We start from the raw sequence: 21,177 nt of genomic DNA, 5'->3' as shown, positions 1-21,177 counted from the left end.
TCGCAGGTTCATGTCTTCCACCGGAGAATCACCATGTTCCGCCGTTTCGCTTTACTGGCAGTGGCCGCGCTGCTCAGTGCCTGCGCCGCTAACCAGGTCAATCATGACTTCGACGCCAGCCGCGATTTTGCCGCTTACCGCAGTTGGAGCTGGAAAGAACCTGTCCTGCAATATCGGCCCGATGACCCTCGAATCAAGAGTGATCTGACTGAGCAACGTATCCGCCAATCGGTGACCGATCAGTTGGATCAGCGAGGCTTGCGGCCGGCAGCTGCGGGCGCCAAGGGTGACTTGAGTGTTCAGACCTACCTGATTGTCGAAGAGCGCCAGCAACAGGTGACTACCAATTACGGCGGCGGTTGGGGTAACCCCTGGAACGGCTACTGGGGCGCGCCGATGTACAACGAAACCCGTCTGATCAACTACAAGGTCGCGACCATCCAGATCGACCTGCTCGACGGCAAGGACGGCAAACTGGTGTGGCGCGGCAGCGACGAACAGATGCTCAGCCGCACGCCGAATCCAACGGATCGCAGCAATGCGATTCGCGAAACCGTCACGCGGATATTGGCCAACTACCCACCCAAATAATCATCTGTGTACCCTGTAGGAGCCAGCCAGCCAGCCTGCTGGCGATAGCGGTGTATCAGTCACCATCGTTGTCGACTGACACTCCGCCATCGCCAGCAGGCTGGCTCCTACAGTATTTTTCGGTGGCAGAAATGGCGAGTTGCCAGCAGTCTCGCCATCCCTTGTCTACACTGCTTTGACCAATGGAGGTTGCGCTCGGCAACGTGCCGGCAAAGGAGTGCGCCATGTCTCCCCGCATGCAGTTTCGCGGCCCGGCCCGGCAACGGGGGGCAATCGGTTTGATGGCGGTTGGAACCCTGGCGCTGGCGCTGGTGTTCTCGTTGGTCGTGATCGACAGTGGCCGGCTCTACATGGAAAAACGCAGCCTGCAGCGCGTTGCCGACATGGCGGCTCTCGAAGCGGCGACCCGGGGCGGCAATTGTTCGGCGGGCTCGACGGCGTCCACCTATGCCACCGCCAGCGCTCAGCGTAATGGCTTCACCGTACCCACTGCCGGGCGCGCACTGTCCGTGGCCTGCGGTGCGCTGACACTGGATGCCAACAACCTGCGGGTGTTTGGCGCCGACGCCAACAAAAATGAGGCCATCCGGGTAGTTGCCAGCCAATTCGTAACTCAAAGTCTTGCCGGCGGCATTGGCGCTTTGTTTGGTGGAGCTCCGGCCGGGACCACCGTCAACCTTTCTGCGACGGCCGTCGCCGCGTTGCCGCCACCGCTCGCATCCCTGACCATACGCAGCACGCTGCTGACCATTGATTCCAGCAAATCCGCGGCCCTCAACGCGTTGTTCGGTGGTTTGCTGGGCGGCAGCCTGAACCTCTCCGTGGCAGGCTGGAGCGGTTTGGTGAACACCAACATCAGTCTGCTCGGTTACCTTGATCGGCTGAAGGTCGACCTGGGCCTCAACGCCGGCGGATATGCTCAGGTGTTAGGCACTTCGGTGACCGTCAGCCAGTTGATCCAGACGGTCGTCAACGTGCTGGACCCCGGTGGCACTCTGGGCGCGACGGCGACGATTATGAGTTTGCAGGCGCTAAAGGTGGCGGCAGGCTCGACGACGGTGGTGCTCGGTAACCTGCTTCATGTCCAGACCGGGAGTGATATTTCGGCGCTGGCGACCAACCTGAAGGTGTTCGACCTGATTGAAGCTGTCGTGCAACTGGCAAACAAAACAAACGGCCTGGTGGCGACGTTACCGATCAATCTGGCAGGGCTGGCACAAATCACCGCCCGGGTGCAGGTACTTGAGCCGCCGCAACTGTCTGCCATTGGCAATCCGAAAAAAGCTGCGCTGGCACCATTGGGCCCTGATCGGATTTATGTGAAAACCGCTCAGGTCAGGACGTTGTTGTCGATCAACCTGCCAGTGCTGGACGCCATTACCCCGTTGGTCAATGCCGTGGCCGATCTGGCAGCGCCGTTGGCCGGTATTCTGTCGAACCTGTTGCATCTCGACCTGGTGGGTGTGATCGATTCGGTCACTTGCCTGTTGCTCGTGCCCTGCGATACGCCAGACATCATTCTGTTGCCCGCACCGGTTCGCCTCGACGTGGCGTTGGACGTTGCCAGTGCCAACAGTTACGTCACCGCTTACAGTTGCGTCAGTCCCACCAGCAAATCCCTGACCACTAACACCAGTACTTCACTGGTGAATCTGAAAATTGGCAAGATCGATCCAGCCATCGTTTTCGGCAGTAACAGCAGTCCACCGCCGCTAGCAGTGCAGCCTTTGAAGGTGATCGATATTGGTGTGAAAACCTGTCGCCGGCTGCTTTTATTTCCGGTCAGTTGCGACCCTAGAGTTGCCGGCGTGGGTGGCGGCCTGGCAATCATGGCCGACACCACCGTGGCCCAGAACGCCAATATCCCCCACGTTTACTCGGCGCCAGCAGCCAGTAACTTGCCGGAAATCAACCAACCTCCGTTCTATTATTCGTTCACTACCAGCAACATCGTCAGTAGCTTGACCAACACCCTGGCAAACATCCAACTCAACATGTATGGACCGTCGGGCAGCCTGGTCGGCGTTCTGGCGTCGGTCTTGAGTACAGTGAAACAACTGTTGATCAACGCGATCAATACCGTGCTCAGTCCATTGCTCGACATGTTGATCAACACCTTGCTGGTCAGTCTGGGAATTGATCTGAACAAGGTCGACGTGGGTGCCAATCTCAGTTGTCAGTCGGGGCGTGCGACGCTGGTGATCTGATCCACCGACACAACCGGCAGCTCAATACAGAACCTTGCGCCCTGGCTCGAGTTGCGCACACTCAGCTGTCCCCCCATGTTCTCGACGATGCCATAACTCACCGATAACCCCAGGCCGGTGCCCACGCCCACCGGTTTGGTGGTGAAGAACGGCTCGAAGATTCGCTCCAGCAAGCGCGGATCGATCCCGCCGCCGTTGTCCTCGACCCACAGTCGCACCGATTGCTCGTCACGTTCGGCGTATACCGCAATCCACGGTTTGAACTCCGGATCGCTTTCACGTTTGCCCAGCAGCGCATCCCGCGCGTTGACCATCAGGTTGATCAGCACCTGTTCCAGTTGGTCGACGTAACCGCGTACCTGCACCTCAAAAGCAGTTTCGCTGATCCGCAGGTCGACACCTTTACCGCGCATGCCTTCGGCCAGCAGTGACAGCGTGCCTTCGATAGCCTGGGCCGGATTGAACGGGTGTTGTTCGATCTCCGAGCGACGGCCGAACACGCGCATATGGTCGACCACCCGCGCGGCGCGTTGCACCTGGGTGTCGATGCGGTTGAGCTTGTCGATCAGGTAATCGACTTGCACATCGCCGTTGTTCAGGCGCTTGAGCACGTTGACGATGGCCATGCGCATCACGTTCAGCGGCTGGTTGATTTCGTGTGCCAGGCCGGTGGCCATTTCGCCCAGGGTGGCCATTTTCGCGCTCTGTGTAAGCTGCTGCTGTGAGCGGCGCACTTCGGTGTTGTCGCGGCCAACGGCCTGAATTTCGAGCAGTTGGCCTTGTGCGTCGAACACCCCGCGATCAGACCAGACCCACCAAGCGTGCTCCCGACCCGGCAGTTGCAGATTGATTTCCGCGGTGCTGACCGGGAACTCCGGGCTAAGTTGGCTAAGGCGCTGGAGGAAAGCCTCACGTTGCTCCGCTGACATCCAGCTGCCGAGATTCACCCCCGGCAACTGCTCGGATGCGCACTCCAGATACGTTGCCAATGGCCGGTTGCCAAAGGTCAGGGTCAGGTCCGGTCGGTAGCGGCAGATCATCGCCGGCGAGTCTTCCACCAGAATCCGGTAGCGCTCCTCACTCTGCTTGACCTGTTCAGCCGCCAACGTGACTTCGGTGACATCCAGCCACAGGCCCACGGCTTCCACCGGCAGGCCAAGGTCGTCACGCAGCAGCTTGGCTTCGTCGAGCATCCAGTGGTAATCACCGCGACTGTCGCGCAACCGATAACGGACGCGCACCGAGCCTTCGCGTAGCAGTGAGCGAGTCCGTTCGAAATAGCGGTCGCGGTCTTCGGGATGCACCTTGTCCACCAGCGCGGCACCGGCACAATCGGCCAGCGCCCAGCCGAGTAGCGGCAGCAGACTGTCACTGAAAAAGGTCGGTTGCAGCGCGCCTTCGACATAACGCTGCACGTAGATAACGGCCGGGGAACTGGCGATCAGATTGTCGAGGCGTGCGTGGGCGGCAGCGGCCTGTTGCTCCTGATTCTTGATGTCGCTGATGTCGAGCATGAACCCCACCAGACGACGGTTTTTGCCGGTGCCCAAGGCCTGGCCTTGCAAGCGATACCAGATCGGCGTGGCTGCCGCATCGGGGCGATACAGGCGCACGCAGAGCAGCAGCGGGGCGCTCTCGTCCTGCAACGCTTGCAGACGACTGCGCAACTCTTCGCGGTCGGCGGGATGCACTTGATCCAGCCAGTCGTGCAACGGCAAGCGCGCATCGACAAGGCTGAGCGCGCTGGCCAGCGACGGGGCCAATTGTACTTCGGCGCTGTCGCTGAACATTTCCCACCAACCCGTGCCGAGCAGGGCTTGCAGCGACTCAAGACGCTCCAGTTGCAAATGATGGCGGTGCTCGCGCAGGCGTTCCAGCAGGGGGCTGGCGAGGGCGGCGGCCAACTGCAGCCAGTCGCGTTCGCTGACGTCCGGCGCCCGTTGCTGCACCGAGTAACAGCCACACAGCAGCCACGCGACCACACCTTGGGCATCGTGATAAGGCACAGCGAAACCCTCGGCATTGCCGAAGATGCCTTGCAGGCGCGGGTGTTCAATCGGGTTGAGCAACTGAGGGGCGGAGCCGTTCAGGCTGTCGAGGCCGGTACCCAGCCGTTGAGCGTTTTGCCACAAACGGGGCGCGTCCAGTCCCGCGTAGTGCTGATGGATCTGCCAGCCCTGTTCCTCTTCATCGAGCAGCGCCAGGGCGATGCACGGAATATGAAAACGCTGGGCCAGGCTTTGCAGTTGATCGCTCAGCACATCGGGTAAACGCGACAGGCTGCAGAGGCGCAATTGCTCGCCGATTTGCACCGCGAGCAGTTGGCATTGTTCGCGCAGGCGCGCTTGCCGACGATCGAGCAGCAAGTCGCCGATGTCCAGCAACTGCAGCAGCCAGGCATCGGCTGACGGCTGCACCCAGCCGCGCAAGTGCAGGGGTTGGCCGCTGAGGCTGTAGAAATCCAGGTCTAGATTCTGACCCTGCCAGTCAGCAGGGGCGCCCTCGACCACCAGGCTGCAATGGGGCAAGAGAAAATCGAGCAAGTGCGGCGCTTGCGCAGTGGGGGTCTGTTGCGCCAGCGAATGGCGCAGCGGGCCGGTCAGGTGCAACACGCGACCTTCGGCATCCAGCTGCATCTGCAAGCCGACGCCGAATACGCTCAGCGGCTCCGGTGATGGCTGAGGCGCTGGCGGATGGCGATTGAGCAGGCGCCCGAAGAGTTTGTCGCCGGCACTCAAAATTGCAGGCTCGAACTGGCGGTAAGTGTTGCAGGCAAATCAGGCACCTTGCCGATCCCGGGCAACGTCAAAAACGGGATGACGGCACTCAGTTTGTTGGTGGGGTAATTGATGCTGACCTTCAGCACACCGGCCGTGTAGGTGGTGGTGGCATCGGTGTCGACATTGAAGTTGAGGCCGGCAGGAATCCACGCCAGTTGCCGGGTCAGCTCCTGTTTGACGACCGTCTTGAGCGCGGCTTCATAACCTGGAGTGTTGGGATCCAGCGCTACGCTGCGGCGTACGGCTTCGGCGGTCGATTGGTTGAATGACTGCATCAGTAACAGCGGCAGGCTGTAGGTGACGATCCCGTAGAACACCGCGAAAAAGATGACGAACACCAAGGCAAATTCAATCGCGGCGGCGCCTTTTTGTTTGCGGGGGAGGCTGGTTTTCATGAGTGCGTCTACCCTGACCATCACGAGGTAATGTCAGCATAGAATCATTCAGCCAAAACGGACGTTTTTTACCGGATGCAGAGCATTGTCTTACTGATCTGGCTGACGCTATGCGCAGCGCAGGACGCACGGCAGCGGCACATCGCCAATGGTCTGACCCTCGGTGCAGGGGCATTGGCACTGGCGTTTTTGCTATGGACCGGCACCACCTGGCTGGGTGCACCCGCCGAGCAGGGCGGCTGGGCGGCGTTGTTGGCGGCAGCATTCACGTTACCCGGCTACGCCCTGCGAAGGCTCGGTGGAGCGGATGTAAAACTGATGATTGCCCTAGGGCTTGCGACCGACGGTCGGCACGTCTTGGGCGTGTTTATTGGCGCAGGTGTGGCCAGTTTGTGCTGGCTGCTGCTCGCGCCAAGAGTCTGGCTTCATATCGGTCAAGGGCTTAGAGGTCGTCTGCTCTACCTTCAGCCCGGAATGTCAAAAAAACAGCCCTTTGCCCCCTTCTTGTTGGTGGGGTTGTTGTTAACGTTTGTCTGGCTCCGCTAGTCGTCAGGTTTTGTACAGACCCGTTAAATACGGCTACTTTCATACAACAAGTAGTTGTACAGCCTTTGGCAATGGGTACAGGAACGGTCAGCCTTTGACCTTGCAGGGAGTTGCACGTGAACAAGCGTACCTCGGCAGTAAAAGTCCTTGTGGTCGACGATGAGCCTTTGATCGTTGAAGAACTCTGCGAATTTCTGGAGAAAAGCGGTTACCGCTGTGTTCCATGTGAATCCGGTCATCAAGCCATCGAACGTTTCAATGAAGACACCGACATCGGTTTGGTGCTCTGCGACTTGCAGATGCCCGGACTCGACGGGATTCAACTGGTTCAAGAGCTGCAACGCCTGTCCGGCAAGCACCGTGCGTTCGAGGCGATCATGCTTACCGGGCGTGCGGACAAGCAGGATGTGATTAAGGCACTGCGTGCCGGCATCGCCGATTATTATCAAAAGCCGATCGATCTGGGCGAGTTGCTCGAAGGTTTGAAGCGCCAGGAAGTAGCGTTGCAGGAGCGGCACAAGACGCTGCAACTGGGGCATCTGAATCAGAAGTTGCAGTATTTGTCCGAGTCTATCGATGACTTGTATCAGGACCTGGATCGGGTTCGGCGTGCTCCGGTGTTGTCGGGCACTGCGGATTCGGAAGACGGCACGATCAGTGAGGCCGATCGGGTGGAGATCCCGGCGATTTTCAATCAGCTGTCTCCTCGGCAACTGGATGTGGCGCGGTTGGTAGGCAAGGGTCAGACCAATTATCAGATTGCCTGTGAGTTGGGGATCACCGAGAACACGGTGAAGTTGTATGTGTCGCAGGTGTTGCGGTTGACGCATATGCATAACCGAACGCAGTTGGCGCTGGCGTTGTCGCCGAGTAATTCAGGGATGCGGCAGAGGGTTACGGCGCACTGATATTGGTTTTTTTAGAGTACATATCCATTGCTGCGGTAACGGCGGCTTAGGGTTTCGCCCTTACGTACGGCTCCTCGCTAAGGCTCGGTGTTCCTTCGCTCCGGCATTCATCCGGGGGCATCGCCTCCGGTTGGCTTCGCTTCAACCTCCTCTCGATGTGTGCGGCTTCGCCGCACGGCGCTGCGCACCCACCCCCGGATAAATGCCTCCACTCAGCCTGCCGAGGGGGCGGGTGGATCAAGAGCGGCAGGCGAGCTAACGCTCGGCCTGTGGAGTGGTGAAGAGCTCGGGTGTACGCAACTTTGCTCTTCTGTGGGAGCCAGCCTGCTGGCGATGGCGGTTATTCCCCCGACCCACTATCCACCGCGCCACCTGCGTCCTGATCGAAAAACTCCGGGATGTCGTGCTGGTAGCTCTTGAGCCAGCGTTGCATCGCCAGTTCCCGTTCGGCCGCTGTGGCGGTTTGTGGTTTTTGTGAGGCAGCGGTGTTGTTTCTTTGCAGCTGCAGCCAGCCTTCGGTTTCCTGTTGTTGCGGTGACGCGGGGCCGGCGTCGAGGGCGTGGGCGGTGAGTGGCAAGGCCAGGAGGCCGAGGCAGCAGAGGGTGGTGGATTTCATCCTGGGTTCTCCCTACTGAAGGGTCGACGGGGTGACGGCGGCCACTTGCGCGGCGGCGGTCGAGCCGGGGCGGGTCGGGGTCTTGAGTTTTTCGGCGCGGGCCTGGGCTTCGGTGACCTGGGCCGGGCTCAGGCCGAGGCGGCTGACCAGTTCGGCGGCGCGGCTCCAGTCGTCCTGGTAGATCAGCAATGTCACCAGATTCTGCGCGGCCAGGGTGTCGCTTTGCTTGAGCTCCATGGCGGTGAGGAATTCGAAGCGGGCGTCTTCGACACGCAGTTGATTGAGGTACACCACACCCAGGTCGTTGCGGATTTTTTCATCGGTGGGCGCCAGTCGTGCGGCGCGTTGCAAGTGGGCTTGCGCCAGGCCGTTGTCGCTGCGGGCGGCGGCGAGTTGGCCCAGGCCGTGTTCGGCTTCGGCGGCCAGGCAACTGCCGAGCAGGCTGCGGTACAACGGTTCGGCCTCGCTGCGCCCGAGTAAACGGTAGACCTTGGCTTTGCGCAGGCGCACGTCGGCGAGGTTGTCGGGCAAGCTTTGCAGGTTGGCCAGGCTGGCGTGCAGCTTGCCGTCGTTGGCCATGTCATCGGCCAGGTTCAGCGATAGCTGTTGGTCGGAGCTCAACTGGCCGCAACTGGCGGAGCTGGTCAGCGCACTCCAGGGGGTTTGGCCGGTGCTCGCGCAACCGCTGAGCAACAGCAGACTCAAACCGGCAATCATTGCTTTCATCACGATCCCTCTAGGAAGCAAAAGCCCGGGCCAGGGCAGTGAGCCCCGGGCCGGCCAGTACGATCAATAACGCCGGGAAGAGGAACAACATCATCACGACGGACATTTTGGCGGACATCTTGGAAATGTATTCCTGCAGGCGCGTCAGGCGCCGGTCATCGAGCAGCAGCTTGAGCGCCAGCAGGGATTTCATCGCACCGCCACCCTGATGAATCAGCTGTTGCAGGATCACGCAGGTGTCGGTGAATTCATCCACTGCTAGCAGGCGCGAGGCCTTGTTCAGTTCATCCGCCAGTTCCAGGCCGGAGTCGACTCGGGTCAGGACCAGGCGCAGTTCATGGGTCAGGATCGGCAGCAGTTGTTTGCCTTCGTTGCTCAACACACGCAGCGATTGTTCCACGGCCATGCCCGACTCGAACAGGATCCGCAGCAAGGGAATGAAGGTGGAAATCTCGATCGCCAGTTTTTTCTGCCGATGGTGAGCCGCGGCGGCCAGCAGGCGTTTGGGCAAGAGATAGCCGATGCCAAGGGCGAATGCCGGGACGAGCCATTGATTAGCGACTTGCGGGAAGAACAGCGCCTGAATCAGCGCACTCAGAGCCAGCGCCAGTACCGGAACGCCCACTTGGCACGCCGCGAAGATCGCGCGCTTACGGGCGGTGCGCCAGCCGAGGGCGTTGAGCAGGGTCTGGGTTTCGTTATCGAGCTTGACCGTTTGCTGGCCCACGCGACTGCTGCCCAGCGCATGCAGCCATTGGCTGAAGCGGTTGTCGACCGGGGTTTTGCCGTCGAGACGTTGCACCACTTGGCGAGCTCGCCGACGCAGTTCCAGCACGACACTGAACAGCATCAGCGATGCCAGCAAAAACAGCAGCGAGCTCAGCAGCATGGACGGGTTCATAGGCTGCGCAACATGCGCCACAGCGCCAGACAACCAAACACTTGAAAGCCCAGCGCGGCCACCAGCATGGTTTGCCCCGAGCCGTCGTTCCACATCGCCAGCAGGTACTTCGGATTGGAGATCAGAAAGTAACCGGCGAGGGCCACCGGCAGCGCCGCCAGGACTACCGCCGTGACGCGGGTTTCTCCGGTCATGGCGCTCAGTTGGCGCGCGGCCTGCTCGCGCTCGCGAATCATCTTGATCAGGTTTTCCAGCAGTTCGCTGGCATTACCGCCGTAGCGGTGGTTGACCTTCAAGCCGAGGGCAAACAGACGCAGCTCGTCTTTGTCGTAGAGCTCGGCGAAGTCCGAGGTCGCATCGGGCAGGCTGATGCCCAATTGCACGTTACGTTGCACCCGGCCCAACGCGTTTTTCAATGGATCTTCGGCTGCATCAATCGCGCCCAGCACGGCATCGGCGAGGGTGCGTCCGGACTTCAGGCTGCGCACGGTGTGATCCAGCAGGGGTGGCAATTGTTCGATCATGCGCTTGAGTCGGCGTTGGTAACGCCACTGGACGAACACCCTCAGCAGCAAAGGCGGCAGTAACGATGCCAGCAGCAAGCCGATCCAGCCGCCCGCCACCACCCCGATCAACGCCATCAGCCCCCACAACGTCAGCCACTGCCCAATACGTTCCGTTGGCCGTCCCAGCCCTGCGCGCAAAAACGCCCGTTCCAGTGCGGTCCATGAAGTTTTCTGCACCACCCGTTCCGGTTGCCCTTGGCTCAAGCGGTCCAGCACGCGCTGGGTGCCGGGCTGGCGCAAACCGCGATAGAGCAGGCGCGCCGACAAACCGAGCAAGGTCAGGCAAACGAGGATGAGCAGCAACGGTTTGAGCATGCCGTGGCCCTTAGTACGCCGTGGGAGAGAACGCCGACTCGCGACGCAGTTTGTCACCGGCCGGGTTGACCGCCTCACGCAGGAAGCCGAAACCGTTGCGGCGGTCGAGGCGGAACAACGTGTTGGTCACGTACACGTCTTCGCGGATGCCGATCACCTCCACCACTTCGCTGACGCAGCGACGCCCATCGGGCATGCGCGTCAGTTGAATCACCACATCCAGCGCCGCGCAAATCATCTGGCGCAAGGTCCGTTCGGCGATGCTGCGGCCCGTCAGGCCGACCAGGGTTTCCAGACGCAGCAGCGCATCCTGGGCGTTGTTGGCGTGCACGGTACTCATGGAACCGTCGTGGCCGGTGTTCATGGCGGTCAGCACATCGACCACTTCTACGCCGCGGATTTCGCCGAGGATGATCCGGTCCGGGCGCATCCGCAGGGCGTTGCGAATCAGGTCGCTGGCCTTCACCTCGCCATGGCCTTCGGCATTTGGCGGGCGGGTTTCCAGGCGCACCACGTGCGGGTGGCCCAGTTGCAATTCGGCGACGTCTTCGATGGTCACCAGGCGTTCGTGGGGATTGATCAACTGGCTGAGAATGTTCAGCAGCGTGGTTTTGCCGGTGCCGGTGCCGCCGCTGATCAAAATGTTGCAGCGCTTGCCTACGGCTTCTTGGAGGAATTCGTAGATCGCCTGATCGATGGTTTGCATAGCCATCAGGTCAGTGCTCTTGAGCATGTCCTGGCGGAATTTTCGAATCGACAGGCACGGGCCATCCAGTGCAATCGGCGGAATGATCGCGTTGACCCGGCTACCGTCCGGCAGGCGCGCATCGACCATCGGTGATGACTCATCAAGCCGGCGGCCCAGCGGCGCAAGAATGCGCTGGATGACGCGCTCGACGTGGTGCGCATCAATGAAACGCAAGTCGCTCTGGTGCAGCACACCGTCACGCTCGATGAACACCCTGTGCGGGCCGTTGACCAGAATTTCGGTCACGGCCGAATCCCGCAGCAGCACTTCCAGCGGGCCGAAACCGGTGAGCTCGTCGACAATCTCTTCGGCCAGGCGCTCCATCTCGTAGCGGGAAATCGCCAGGTGCAGGCGCGCGATGTATTCGGCCACTTTGTCGATGACGAACTGCGACAACACTTGCCGCGAACCTTCCAGCAGGTTTTTGCCCGACTCTTCGATGGCATCGATGATGTAGCGGTGCAGCACCAGTTTCAGGCCTTCGTGATCGGTATTGCCGGTCACCGCGCGCGGGCTGGCGCCGAACAGTTTTTCTGCGCTCATTAGGCACCTCTCAAGCGACTGAACCAGGACTTGGGTTTGGCCAGGCTTTCGGAGCGTTTGGCCAGCCGTTCACCGAGGGTGCGCAGGCTTTGGGTGAGCACCTCGCGTGGCGCCAGTTCGAACAGGGTCACGCCCTGATTCTTGGCGTTCAGGCGCACTTCGGGGCTGTAGGCGAGGGTGGCGATGATTTCCATGCCGAAGCTCTTGCCTAGGGCGTCAGAGTCCGGCGCCACGGTGCGCAAATAACGATCGACCAGCAGCTTGGCGTGATCGAGCTTCATGCCTTTTTCACGCCACAGGTTGAGCACTGCCAGGTTGCGGCGGCAGTCGAGCACGTTCTGATCGGTGTACCACAGCAGCTTGTCGCAATGGCTGACGAAGGTGCGCAGGGCTTCACTGTCGGGCTGGCCGGTGAGGTTCACCACGATGTGCTGGAAGTGTTGGCGCAGGGCGCTGAGCAACATGTACAACTCGGCGGCGCTGGTGTGCTCCAGGGGCTCATCAGTGTTGGCGTAGGCGAGGATGCGCAGGCCGACTTCGCAGCGGGTGAAGGCGCTGTCGATCAGCGTGGCATCGAGGCGGCGCACATGGCGCAACGCATCACCGAAATGAAACGAACTCTCCAGACCAAGCAAGGCCAGGCTGTCGCCGCGCGGCAATCCGAGATCGAGCAACAGGGTTTGCTGGCCGCTCTTCTGCACCACTTGCGCCATGTGGTTGGCGAGCAGCGCGCCGTCGGCATTGCTCTGTACGCCGTACAGCACCGTCAGGCCGCCCAGGTGGTTGCTCGGCGCCACGGGGGGCAGACGCTTGCTCAGGCGCCGCACTAATCCGGCAACTTCACTGGAGCGCGAACCGTAGGCGACAAAGTCCCGGGCGCCGGCGCGCATGGCATTGAGCACCAGTTGGTTGTCCATGCCGTCGCCCAGCGCGACGATGGCCAGCATCGGTTTGGCTTCCAGTGCACCTTCGATCAATGCGCACTGTGCGACCACGTGTTCACGGTCGAGGCCGACGAACACCAGGTTGGCGAAGGTCACGTCCACCAGTGCCAACAGTTCGTCGAGGCTGCCGGCACCGGCGCCGGCGCTGACTACTTGGCCCAAGGGGGCGAGGGCGCCTTGCAACCACTCCAGGTCGGTGCTGTTGCGTGTGATCGCAAGAAAGGTCTGACTGAGGTTCTGGCTCATTGCGATAACCCGCTGCGTTTATCGAAGTTGCCGTTTTCAAGGAAGTACAGGCGGTACCAGTTCGGGTCGTAGTTGCGCAGTTTTTCACCCGGCAACGACGGCAATGGCGCGTTGGCGGCCAACGGTTGGACCAGATGCGGGGTGACGATCATCAGCAGCTCACGCTCTTCGCGATTGATCGAGGAGTTGCGGAAAAACGCGCCGAGAATCGGAATGTCACCCAGTCCCGGAAACTTGCTGACCTGCGAGGCGTTTTGCGTGCTGATCAAGCCGCTGATGACGAAGCTTTCGCCGTCGGCCAGCGAGATGCTGGTGTCGGTGCGGCGAATGGTGAAGGCCGGGACGGTGGTGCCGCCGATGGTCACGCCGTTGTTGTAATCGAGTTCGCTGACTTCGGGCGCGACTTTCAGGGCGATCCGGTCATTGCTGACCACCGTCGGGGTCAGCGTCAGGCGGATACCGAATTCCTTGTATTCGATTGAGTAGCTGTTGCTGTTGGCGCTGGGCACCGGGATCGGTATTTCGCCACCGGCCAGGAAACTTGCGCTTTGCCCGCTGAGCGCCACAAGGCTCGGTCGCGCCAGGGTGTAGGCGAAGCCGCTGCCTTCCAGGGCGTTGACGATGCCGAGGAATTTGCTGCTGCCGCCGCCCCAGACGATGTTGAACATGTCGTTGGCCAACGGAATGCTCGGCGCGGCGATGCGCGGGTCGATGTTGAACAACGGCACCACCCCCGGCGTGACGCCAGTATTGGGCACCGTACCGGGTGCACCGAACAGGAAGTTGTTCGAGCCCTTGCCGTAGATCGAAGTGCCGGCCTCTTTCAGTTTGGTTCGGCTGACTTCTACGAAGCGGATGTCGGTCTGCACTTGCGAAGGCAGTTGCGGGTCGTCTGAAGGTAAGCGCGCGGCGCTGGTCATGGCTGCGGTCGCACGACCCTGGACGAACACCATGCTTTGGCGCGGCGCTGTCGAGCAGGCCGTCCAGACCATCAGGCTGGTGGCGCCGGATGCCATGCCCGTGAGCAGAAAAGCCTGATTGCCGTTGACTCGAACATCGGCAATTTTCGGGTCGCCGACTGCGATCCGGGTGATGGCGACCGGCGATTGCAGTTCCTGTTGCTGGCCTTCGCCAACTTCCAGCACTGCCGGCAACGAGCCCAGTGCCGCGCAATTACCGCTGGCAGCCAAGGCAGCCGTAACCGGCAAGCCGCCCAGCAAAGTGGCCCAGATCAAGCCGTTGAATAACGGCGTAAAACGTCTGCGCATTAAAAGGCGTCCTTGCTCGATTCAGGGGGTCTGTTGAGTGATTTCATTGCCGCGAATGACTTCCACACCCGACTTGCGTGGTGCGGTGGCGCCACTGCTGGTGATCGGTTTGGGTGGTGCGGTCATGGCCAGTTGGTTGAACTGGACCAGTTCGCGATTGGCGTTGGCGAGGTTGGCCGCGGATTCGTTCTCTCCGGCCCAGTAGCGCGACAAACGTTTTTCATCTGCGCTGCGCACGGCCAGGCGTAGAACCCCTGCCTGTGAGGCGAGCATCAGACGACTCAAGAGTTGTTCGGGTACGGCGAGCAGCACGGTGCGGGCGCTTGCGCGCTGTTGTTCCTGGCGCAGTTTTTCATCGTTGCTGTGCGCCGGGCTGGCGGGTTGGCCGTCATTGGTCAAACCCATTTGCTCGCCCACGCCAAGGACGCGCAACGCTGGAACCACAAGCTGCGCCGAGGGCTGCAGGTTGTTGGTGTCCATGCGCAAAAACAGCAGCACATCGACATAGTCGCCCGGTGTCAGTTGCCCGCCAGCATTGATCACTTCATCCACGGCGACGGCCAGTGCGCGTTCATCGGGGCGAATCATCCGCGCCAGTTTGCTACCGGCGTCGAAGCTTTCATCGCTGAGCCAACTGCCGGCGCTGAGGGCGCGCCACGGAGCGCGGCCGATGGCCTGGTCGAGACGGGTCAGGCTGCCGGCGGGAACGGTGCGGAGTTTTTCCAGGGCCACGTCGGCGGCGGTGATTTGTATGAACGGCGCGATGTCGCGCTGCAACACCACGACCGGTTGGCGGGTGGTGTCTTCTTCCTGCGGCACGGGAGGTTGTGCAGTTGTCGATGCAGGGACAACCGCCTCGGTTTGCAGAACGGGTGCAGCGGTGGGTTGGCGGGTCAGTGTGAAACCCCAATACCCGGCAATGACTGCACCCACCAGAGACAATCCGGCAAGACCCAGAATGACACGGCTGTTCATGACGGCTCTCCCTTTCCTGCTGCTCAAAGACTCGTTTCATATCAACGAGAAAACTTCGCAATCAGGCAGCTATGAACATAAAACGATTTCGCTATTTGACCGTAGTCCAGCTAGAGCAAAACGCCATTACCCAGAGCGAAATATCTAGCCAAAGTAAAAGATTACGATGAAATACAAGGTTTTTTGACGTCAACGAAACGACTAATACTTTCGTATTAATGCGTTTTTACAGTTGTTGGTACCCGGAATGCCGACAATGCTGATGCTGGCATAGGGGAATCATGTTGCGACCGTGCAACACCCGTGGTCTCTGGGAGAACTGTCATGTCTTTTGCCAAGCTGGTTCAGAAGGTCAAATCCGAAATCGCTTTTTACAAAGGTCTGGCCAAAGATACCGAGGGCGCCTCGGGTATTGAGTACGCCATTGTCGCGGCAATGGTCGCGGTGGTCATCGCTGGGCTCAGTGGCGGCATCGGGACTGAAATCACAACGGTGTTCGGCAAAATCAAAGACGCCTTGTGAGTGATTACGAGAGTCCGTGTCGGCAACTTTGCATTGTTGAAGTCGGGTTCCAATGTCAGCGCTTAGTCCATTTCAGGTGTCGCCCATGAGTTCTCCAGGACAGTCACGCCAACAACTTCTTCTGGTCGATGACGAAGAGGATGCAGTGCTTGAATTGGCGGAGTTGCTGGAGGGTGAGGGGTTCAATTGCTTCACGGCGACATCGGTCAAATTGGCGCTGCAACACCTGACGCGGCATCCGGATATTGCGCTGGTCATTACTGACCTGCGCATGCCGGAGGAGAGTGGCATGTCGTTGATCAAGCGGTTGCGCGAGCACACTTCGCGGCAGCATTTGCCGGTGATTGTGATGTCCGGGCATGCGGACATGGAGGATGTCAGTGACCTGTTGCGGTTGCAGGTGCTGGATTTGTTTCGCAAGCCGATTTATCACGTCAGGTTGTTGGAGACCTTGAATAATCTTTTTCCTTTGCCGCAGGTTTATTTGGTCAAGGGGTGATTGCGGTTTTGGCCTTGGCGGCCTTGTAGCCGACCAAGCGCTGGTGGGTTTTGTGTGTACATCGCATCGCCTCCGGTCTGCTTCGCGGCGACCTCCTCTCGATGTGTGCGGCTTCGCCGCACGGCGCGGAGCGTGGGTGTACTCGGAGCCGGCTTGCTGGCACCGGATGTATCCAATCCGTAGGAGCTGCCGCAGGCTGCGATCTTTTGATCTTGCTTCTAAACAACAAAATCAAAAGATCGCAGCCTCGTTGCACTCGTCAGCTCCTACAGGGTCGCGCGCATTATTTGCCGCCCCTACAACTGATAACTAAAACTAATGCTGTACCGCGGCTTGCGATTGAACGTATCCAGCGCCTCATCCGACATGGGTTTGGCCGCTTCCAACGCAATGTTGTAGTACCTGGCATCGCCAAACCTCAATCCCACCGCTGCCGATGACATGTCATTTCCCTTGACCGGCAGTTCGTTGAACCAGGTCTTGGCCCGATCCAGCACCACATAAGGTTGCAAGACCCTGACCCATTTCCAGTCGCGGTTGAAGCTGTAGTTCACCTCGTAAGCCACCCCCCAGCCCTTGTCACCCGAAGCCTGGTCGTCGGGGTAGCCGCGGCCGAAGTTTTGTCCGCCGAACACGGCGCGTTCGCTGTCGGGCAGGGTGTCGTCGCTCCAGTACAACGCGGCCGACACCACGCCTTGCCAGTTGTCGAAAAATTTATCACTTTGCACCCCCGACAAACGCAGCCGGAAGAAGTCCAGGTCCAGAGCGCTGTTGTTGGTTTCTGCGCCCATGCTGTCGAGGCCTTGATACAGCCCGCCGCTGAGGATGCGCAGTTGTTGTGCATCGGCCTTGCGCCAGTCGCTTTCGAACGCCAGGGCGCGGATGTCGGTGCGATCTTCGACGCTTAACGGAAAGCCCACCACTTTGTAGCGGGTCTTGTCGTTGACTGCGTACACGCGCGCGCCGGCGCTGAGCAGTTCGTTGGGCGAGGCGATTACCGGATGGTTGAAGCCGATCGAATAGCGGTCATTTTCCCGATGGGGTTTGAGCTCAAGGCCGTTGTCGAGTTGTACATTCGTACCCGGATCGGCGCGGTAGCGTGAGGCGGATAAAGCCAGTTGCGTGCCTTCGGCATTGAGGAACTGGTTGTAGTCCAGGCGATAGTAATGCTCATCGTCATCCCCCGGGGGAAACAGGCCGCTGAGGCTCAGTTGTTCACCCATGGCGGTCTGCGCGTTGCTGCTTACGCCGAGCAAGGCCTGGGTGCCGTTGCGGTTGTCGTCGGTGGTGCTCAGGCTGCTGGTGAAGGGTTTGCGGCTGGCCTGGGCGATGAGGTCGGTGGCGCCATCGGTGGTGCCCGGTGGCGGGACTTGTGCTTGCAAGGTCACGCCGGGAATGCGGCTCATCAGCGTGGTGTAGCGTTCGAAGGTCTTGCGGGTCAGTGGCTTTTCGGCCTGGAGTTTGGCCACCAGTTTGTCGAGCAATCCTTTGACCCGGCCAACGTCGCCCTGCAGCTGATAGTTCCTGATGTAGCCTTCCACCAGCACCACGCGCGCCACGCCGTTATCGAATGTCTGCTGTGGCAGAAACGCGTAGGACAACAGGTAGCCGTCCTGTTGGTAGCGGCGGGTGATGTTGCGGGTGGCTTCGATCAGGTCGGCCAGACTGGACTCGTGGCCCAGCAACGGTTGGTAGATTGCCGCCAGTTCGTTGAGCGGGTAGATCGTCCCGCCTTCGATCTGCACGGTCTTGAGGTTGACCTTGGTGCCCATCATCAACGGTTGTGTTTGCGTAGCGCCGGGTTCCGGCACTTGCAGAGGAGGTGTCGTCGGGCGGTAGGCGTCGGCGGGCAGGTTCGGTACGGGAAGGTTGCGGATGGTGTCGTTGCTGTTGAGAAAGCTCGGCAGGGTATCGGCGAAGGTGGCGCAACTGATCGGCAGTAACAGCAGGCAAGCCAAAAGGCGCATAGGACTCTCCCTGTTCTCGCGAGGGTCTTCGTGACCCAAAGAAAAGGCGGAAGACCGATAAGAATCTTCCGCCTCCAACCAAGCGTAGGCGCTGTAGGTTAGGCCGTCGAATCGGCCAGGTGCAATTCAGCGATTGTTGCCTCCCAGCGCGCCGGTCAACCCGCCCAACACACCGCCAAGACCACCGGATGTGCCGGTGCCTGTGCCGCCGTTGACCAGCCCGCCGACTGCCGCGACGGTACCGCCCACGGTGGTGACTGTGTTGCCGACAGCCGTCACAACCGGGTTGGTGGTGCTGCCGGCAATCGCTCCGCCGAGGTTGGCGACGGCGCCGCCGGTCTGGCCGGTGAGGCTGGCGACCGGGGCGCCGATGCCGGTGGCGCTGCCGATGGTCTGGGTCAGCCCGGACACGCCAGTAGTGATTGGGTTAATGGCACCACCGGCGATGGTGCCGACGTTGGCAAGTGCTGCGGTCGGGCCAGTGTTGGCGATGCCGCTACCACCCAGTGCACCGCCCACCGAGGCGACCAGATTACCGCCGGCGACACCGTTCACACCGACTGCGCTGACCACCCCGTTGGTGTTGCCAATGTTCAGGCCAGTGCCGACATTGACCACGGCGCCACCGACGGTTTCCAGCAGGCCGTTGCCACCCAGGCCACCGCTGCCGCCTGAGCCGCTGCCGTTGGCCACCAGGCCTCCGACCTTGCCAACCGTCGTACCGGTATTGCTCAGAGCGCCACCGACGGTGTTGGTCAGTGGATTGCCATTGCCGGCATCGGTGACTTTGTCACCTGCACCTTCAACCGTGTCGCCAACTTTCTGCACGATGCCTTTGAGTGGGTCGCCCAAACCGGTAGCGTCGCCTACCTTGTCCGTGGTGCTCTCTACCATGGCGATGACCGGCACCAGTTTGTTGCCGACTTCCTGGGTCACCGAGCCCAGCGGGCCCGTGGTGGTCGCGGTGCTCAGGGTGTCGCCGAGCATGGTGACTCTTTCGCCGACGCCATCAAGCACTGGAGCAACACGGGTCACCACGCCACCCACCACCGGCACGCTGTTGGTGGCAGTCGCGAGTTTGCCGCTGACATCGGAAACACCGTTACCGAGATCCTGCACCACGCCACCCACTGATGAAGCGGTAACGCCCAAGCCGTTCGGGTCGGTGCCCAGTTGGCCCAAGCCATTGGCCACGCCGTCACCCAGTGTGCTGACCACATTGCCGGTGGTGTTCACCACGCTTTGCACGACACCACCGACCACCGGAGCCGAGCCCAGCGAATCGCCGATCTGCCCGACACCGTCACCGACGCCACCGACGGTGGTGCCGACATCCTTAATCAGGGTGGTGGTCACCAGCGGTGTGACTGTTGGATTGGTCGGATTGGTGGGGTTGGTCGGGTCTGTCGGGTTGGTTGGATTGGTTGGGTCAGTGGTGCCGCCACCGCCAGTGCCTCCGGTACCTCCGGTGCCTGTACCACCTGTTCCGCCTGTGCCAGCGGTGCTGTCTGAACCACCGGCTGCACCACCAGCGCCCGCAGCGGTCTGGCCATCGGGCGAGGAGCTGTCGGAACTGCTGTGATGACCGCCACCGCCGCTGCTGCAACCGGCCAGACCGAGCGAGAGAATGAGCGCCAAGGCAGTTGCTGATTTGCACCAAACTTGAGTTTTCATAAGTAAAAATCCTTGCACCTGAAACAACGTCGTTGTCTTCGATGGCTGACCGGTTCTGTCGCCGGCCATGCCTTCGTCCGTTGTCCACATAACAATCGCAAGGGCTCTACAACGCCATTCTTCACTTGGTATTAAGCCGTTTTATACAGGCGCGCGCGTGCTGCCTAAGGGCTAATACCATGGGAATATGAGCGGAAAAAAAAGCGTTTCAAATCAATGGGGCGATGCTGAACCGAGATGACGCGAGGAGAGTGAAAACTTAAGTTATATATACACAATTGACCATGTCTGGTGGCCCCAAAAAGATCGCAGCCTTGGGCAGCGCCTACCTGGAAATGCATACCCATTGTGGGCGCTGCCGAAGGCTGCGATCTTTTGATCGGTCAGGCAACCGGCCGCCAATGCCCGACCATGTGCTCAAGGTCAGCAGCCCCGATCAACTGCAATTCACCACTGGACCCCGCAGCGCTAGCCAGTAGCGCCACTTCGCTGGGCAGGCGCACCGGTTTCTTGAACTGCACCGCGATCTCGATGTTCGCCGTCGGCAGCTGCTCGGCCAATGCCGCCAGTGTGCGTGCCTTTTTCCACAGCCCATGGGCGATGGCCGATGGAAAACCGAACAACCGCGCACTGGCCGAACTCAGGTGAATCGGGTTGTAGTCCCCGGAAACCTTGGCGTACTGCCGGCCAATGTCTGAAGGCGCCTTCCACTGGGCCACCTGCGTGAGTATCAGCGTCGAGGCCAAAACCTCTTCCACGGGCTCGCCTTCGAGTTTGACCCCTCGGCACAGCATCTGGCTTTGCGCTTCCCACAATGGCCCGAGCTGATCATCCAGGGTCGTCACCAGGTCGAACGTCGCGCCCTTGGCGTGGGGTTGCAGGTTTTGCACATGCACGCTGACCCGCGCCCGATTGACCCCACCCATGGGGCGCAGGACGCGAATGCGATTGCTCAGATGAATCAGCCCCAGCAATGGGAACGGAAAGTCCTTGGCGGTGAGCAATTGCATCTGCAACGCGAAGGCGAGGATGTGTGGATAAGTGGGCGGCAGCAGGTTGTTGTCGGCAAAACCGCAGACCTTGCGATAGGCCGCCAGACGTTTTGCATCGACATCAACCCAGCAGCGCAAGCCCGAGGTCGGCAGGGTGGTGCCGGTGATTTTTCGTCGCGTTGCCGCGTGTGCATACAGCCCCGGCAGGCTGGGTTCGCGATTGAGTGTGTGCCAGTCGATAGTCATGC

At 60.5% G+C, this 21,177-nt stretch carries 19 protein-coding genes; 6 read left to right on the top strand and 13 right to left on the bottom strand.

All coding sequences use genetic code 11. The annotated features are described in order from the left end of the window. Positions 1-33: 33 nt before the first annotated feature. Both KVG88_RS19820 and KVG88_RS19815 read left to right on the top strand, forming a co-directional pair. Positions 34-591, top strand: a complete 558-nt coding sequence (locus tag KVG88_RS19820; protein ID WP_217872529.1) for a DUF4136 domain-containing protein — start codon at positions 34-36, stop codon at positions 589-591. A 224-nt stretch (positions 592-815) separates the two neighbouring features. Continuing rightward, positions 816-2,798: a pilus assembly protein TadG-related protein gene (locus KVG88_RS19815; RefSeq protein WP_217872528.1), complete on the top strand. Its 1,983-nt coding sequence runs from the start codon at positions 816-818 to the stop codon at positions 2,796-2,798. Here KVG88_RS19815 and KVG88_RS19810 read toward each other — a convergent pair. Then, positions 2,768-5,536 (bottom strand): PAS domain-containing sensor histidine kinase, encoded by a 2,769-nt coding sequence (locus tag KVG88_RS19810; RefSeq protein WP_217872527.1) that lies wholly within the window; start codon positions 5,534-5,536, stop codon positions 2,768-2,770. The two genes, KVG88_RS19815 and KVG88_RS19810, sit on opposite strands and share 31 nt — an antisense overlap. After that, the gene (locus KVG88_RS19805; protein WP_150704087.1) at positions 5,533-5,973 is read right to left on the bottom strand and encodes a TadE/TadG family type IV pilus assembly protein; all 441 of its coding nucleotides are present in this window, start codon (positions 5,971-5,973) and stop codon (positions 5,533-5,535) included. The genes KVG88_RS19810 and KVG88_RS19805 overlap by 4 nt, the downstream gene beginning before the upstream one ends. A 75-nt stretch (positions 5,974-6,048) precedes the next feature. Here KVG88_RS19805 and KVG88_RS19800 point away from each other — a divergent pair, with 75 nt between their 5' ends. Beyond that, positions 6,049-6,519 carry an A24 family peptidase gene (locus tag KVG88_RS19800; RefSeq protein ID WP_150704086.1) on the top strand — a complete coding sequence of 157 codons (471 nt, stop codon included), beginning with the start codon at positions 6,049-6,051 and terminating at the stop codon, positions 6,517-6,519. 116 nt (positions 6,520-6,635) lie between these two features. Further along, complete coding sequence (locus KVG88_RS19795) at positions 6,636-7,427, top strand: response regulator transcription factor (protein WP_150704085.1); 792 nt, start codon at positions 6,636-6,638, stop codon at positions 7,425-7,427. A gap of 340 nt (positions 7,428-7,767) precedes the next feature. Here the strand turns inward: KVG88_RS19795 and KVG88_RS19790 are convergent, their stop codons facing one another. The 8 genes from KVG88_RS19790 to cpaB are packed head-to-tail and all read right to left on the bottom strand — an operon-like array spanning position 7,768 to position 15,275. Then, positions 7,768-8,043 carry a DUF3613 domain-containing protein gene (locus KVG88_RS19790; RefSeq protein WP_150704084.1) on the bottom strand — a complete coding sequence of 92 codons (276 nt, stop codon included), beginning with the start codon at positions 8,041-8,043 and terminating at the stop codon, positions 7,768-7,770. Between the two features lie 12 nt (positions 8,044-8,055). Continuing rightward, positions 8,056-8,769, bottom strand: a complete 714-nt coding sequence (locus KVG88_RS19785; RefSeq protein WP_150704083.1) for a tetratricopeptide repeat protein — start codon at positions 8,767-8,769, stop codon at positions 8,056-8,058. Positions 8,770-8,779: 10 nt separating this feature from the next. Then, a complete protein-coding gene (locus KVG88_RS19780; protein ID WP_437179954.1) occupies positions 8,780-9,658 on the bottom strand; it encodes a type II secretion system F family protein in 879 nt (292 codons plus the stop codon). A gap of 8 nt (positions 9,659-9,666) precedes the next feature. Further along, a complete protein-coding gene (locus KVG88_RS19775) occupies positions 9,667-10,551 on the bottom strand; it encodes a type II secretion system F family protein (RefSeq protein WP_150704081.1) in 885 nt (294 codons plus the stop codon). A gap of 10 nt (positions 10,552-10,561) precedes the next feature. Beyond that, on the bottom strand, positions 10,562-11,842 hold the full coding sequence (locus KVG88_RS19770; protein ID WP_150704080.1) for a TadA family conjugal transfer-associated ATPase: 1,281 nt from the start codon (positions 11,840-11,842) through the stop codon (positions 10,562-10,564). Continuing rightward, positions 11,842-13,032: a CpaE/TadZ family protein gene (locus KVG88_RS19765; protein WP_150704079.1), complete on the bottom strand. Its 1,191-nt coding sequence runs from the start codon at positions 13,030-13,032 to the stop codon at positions 11,842-11,844. Before KVG88_RS19765 ends, KVG88_RS19770 begins: the two co-directional genes overlap by 1 nt. Then, positions 13,029-14,300, bottom strand: coding sequence for a type II and III secretion system protein family protein (locus KVG88_RS19760; protein WP_150704078.1), 1,272 nt, complete (start codon positions 14,298-14,300; stop codon positions 13,029-13,031). Before KVG88_RS19760 ends, KVG88_RS19765 begins: the two co-directional genes overlap by 4 nt. Positions 14,301-14,321: 21 nt before the next feature. Beyond that, the gene (gene cpaB / locus KVG88_RS19755) at positions 14,322-15,275 is read right to left on the bottom strand and encodes a Flp pilus assembly protein CpaB (protein WP_217872525.1); all 954 of its coding nucleotides are present in this window, start codon (positions 15,273-15,275) and stop codon (positions 14,322-14,324) included. A 324-nt stretch (positions 15,276-15,599) separates the two neighbouring features. Between cpaB and KVG88_RS19750 the strand changes: the two genes are divergently transcribed. Both KVG88_RS19750 and KVG88_RS19745 read left to right on the top strand, forming a co-directional pair. Further along, positions 15,600-15,797 carry a Flp family type IVb pilin gene (locus tag KVG88_RS19750; protein ID WP_150704076.1) on the top strand — a complete coding sequence of 66 codons (198 nt, stop codon included), beginning with the start codon at positions 15,600-15,602 and terminating at the stop codon, positions 15,795-15,797. A gap of 85 nt (positions 15,798-15,882) precedes the next feature. After that, positions 15,883-16,296, top strand: a complete 414-nt coding sequence (locus KVG88_RS19745; protein WP_150704075.1) for a response regulator — start codon at positions 15,883-15,885, stop codon at positions 16,294-16,296. 296 nt (positions 16,297-16,592) lie between these two features. Here the strand turns inward: KVG88_RS19745 and KVG88_RS19740 are convergent, their stop codons facing one another. From KVG88_RS19740 to KVG88_RS19730, 3 genes are all read right to left on the bottom strand, one after another. Continuing rightward, positions 16,593-18,263, bottom strand: a complete 1,671-nt coding sequence (locus tag KVG88_RS19740; protein WP_217872524.1) for a ShlB/FhaC/HecB family hemolysin secretion/activation protein — start codon at positions 18,261-18,263, stop codon at positions 16,593-16,595. A 126-nt stretch (positions 18,264-18,389) separates the two neighbouring features. Next, a complete protein-coding gene (locus KVG88_RS19735; protein WP_217872523.1) occupies positions 18,390-19,937 on the bottom strand; it encodes a collagen-like triple helix repeat-containing protein in 1,548 nt (515 codons plus the stop codon). A gap of 383 nt (positions 19,938-20,320) precedes the next feature. Further along, positions 20,321-21,175 carry a MaoC family dehydratase gene (locus KVG88_RS19730; RefSeq protein WP_217872522.1) on the bottom strand — a complete coding sequence of 285 codons (855 nt, stop codon included), beginning with the start codon at positions 21,173-21,175 and terminating at the stop codon, positions 20,321-20,323. Between the last annotated feature and the right edge of the window lie 2 nt (positions 21,176-21,177).

Origin of the sequence: Pseudomonas azerbaijanoccidentalis (genome assembly GCF_019145495.1) — a bacterium.
GTDB lineage: Bacteria > Pseudomonadota > Gammaproteobacteria > Pseudomonadales > Pseudomonadaceae > Aquipseudomonas > Aquipseudomonas azerbaijanoccidentalis.
Note: the sequence above shows the minus strand (reverse complement) of the source record. Positions and strands in the feature narration are given on the sequence as shown.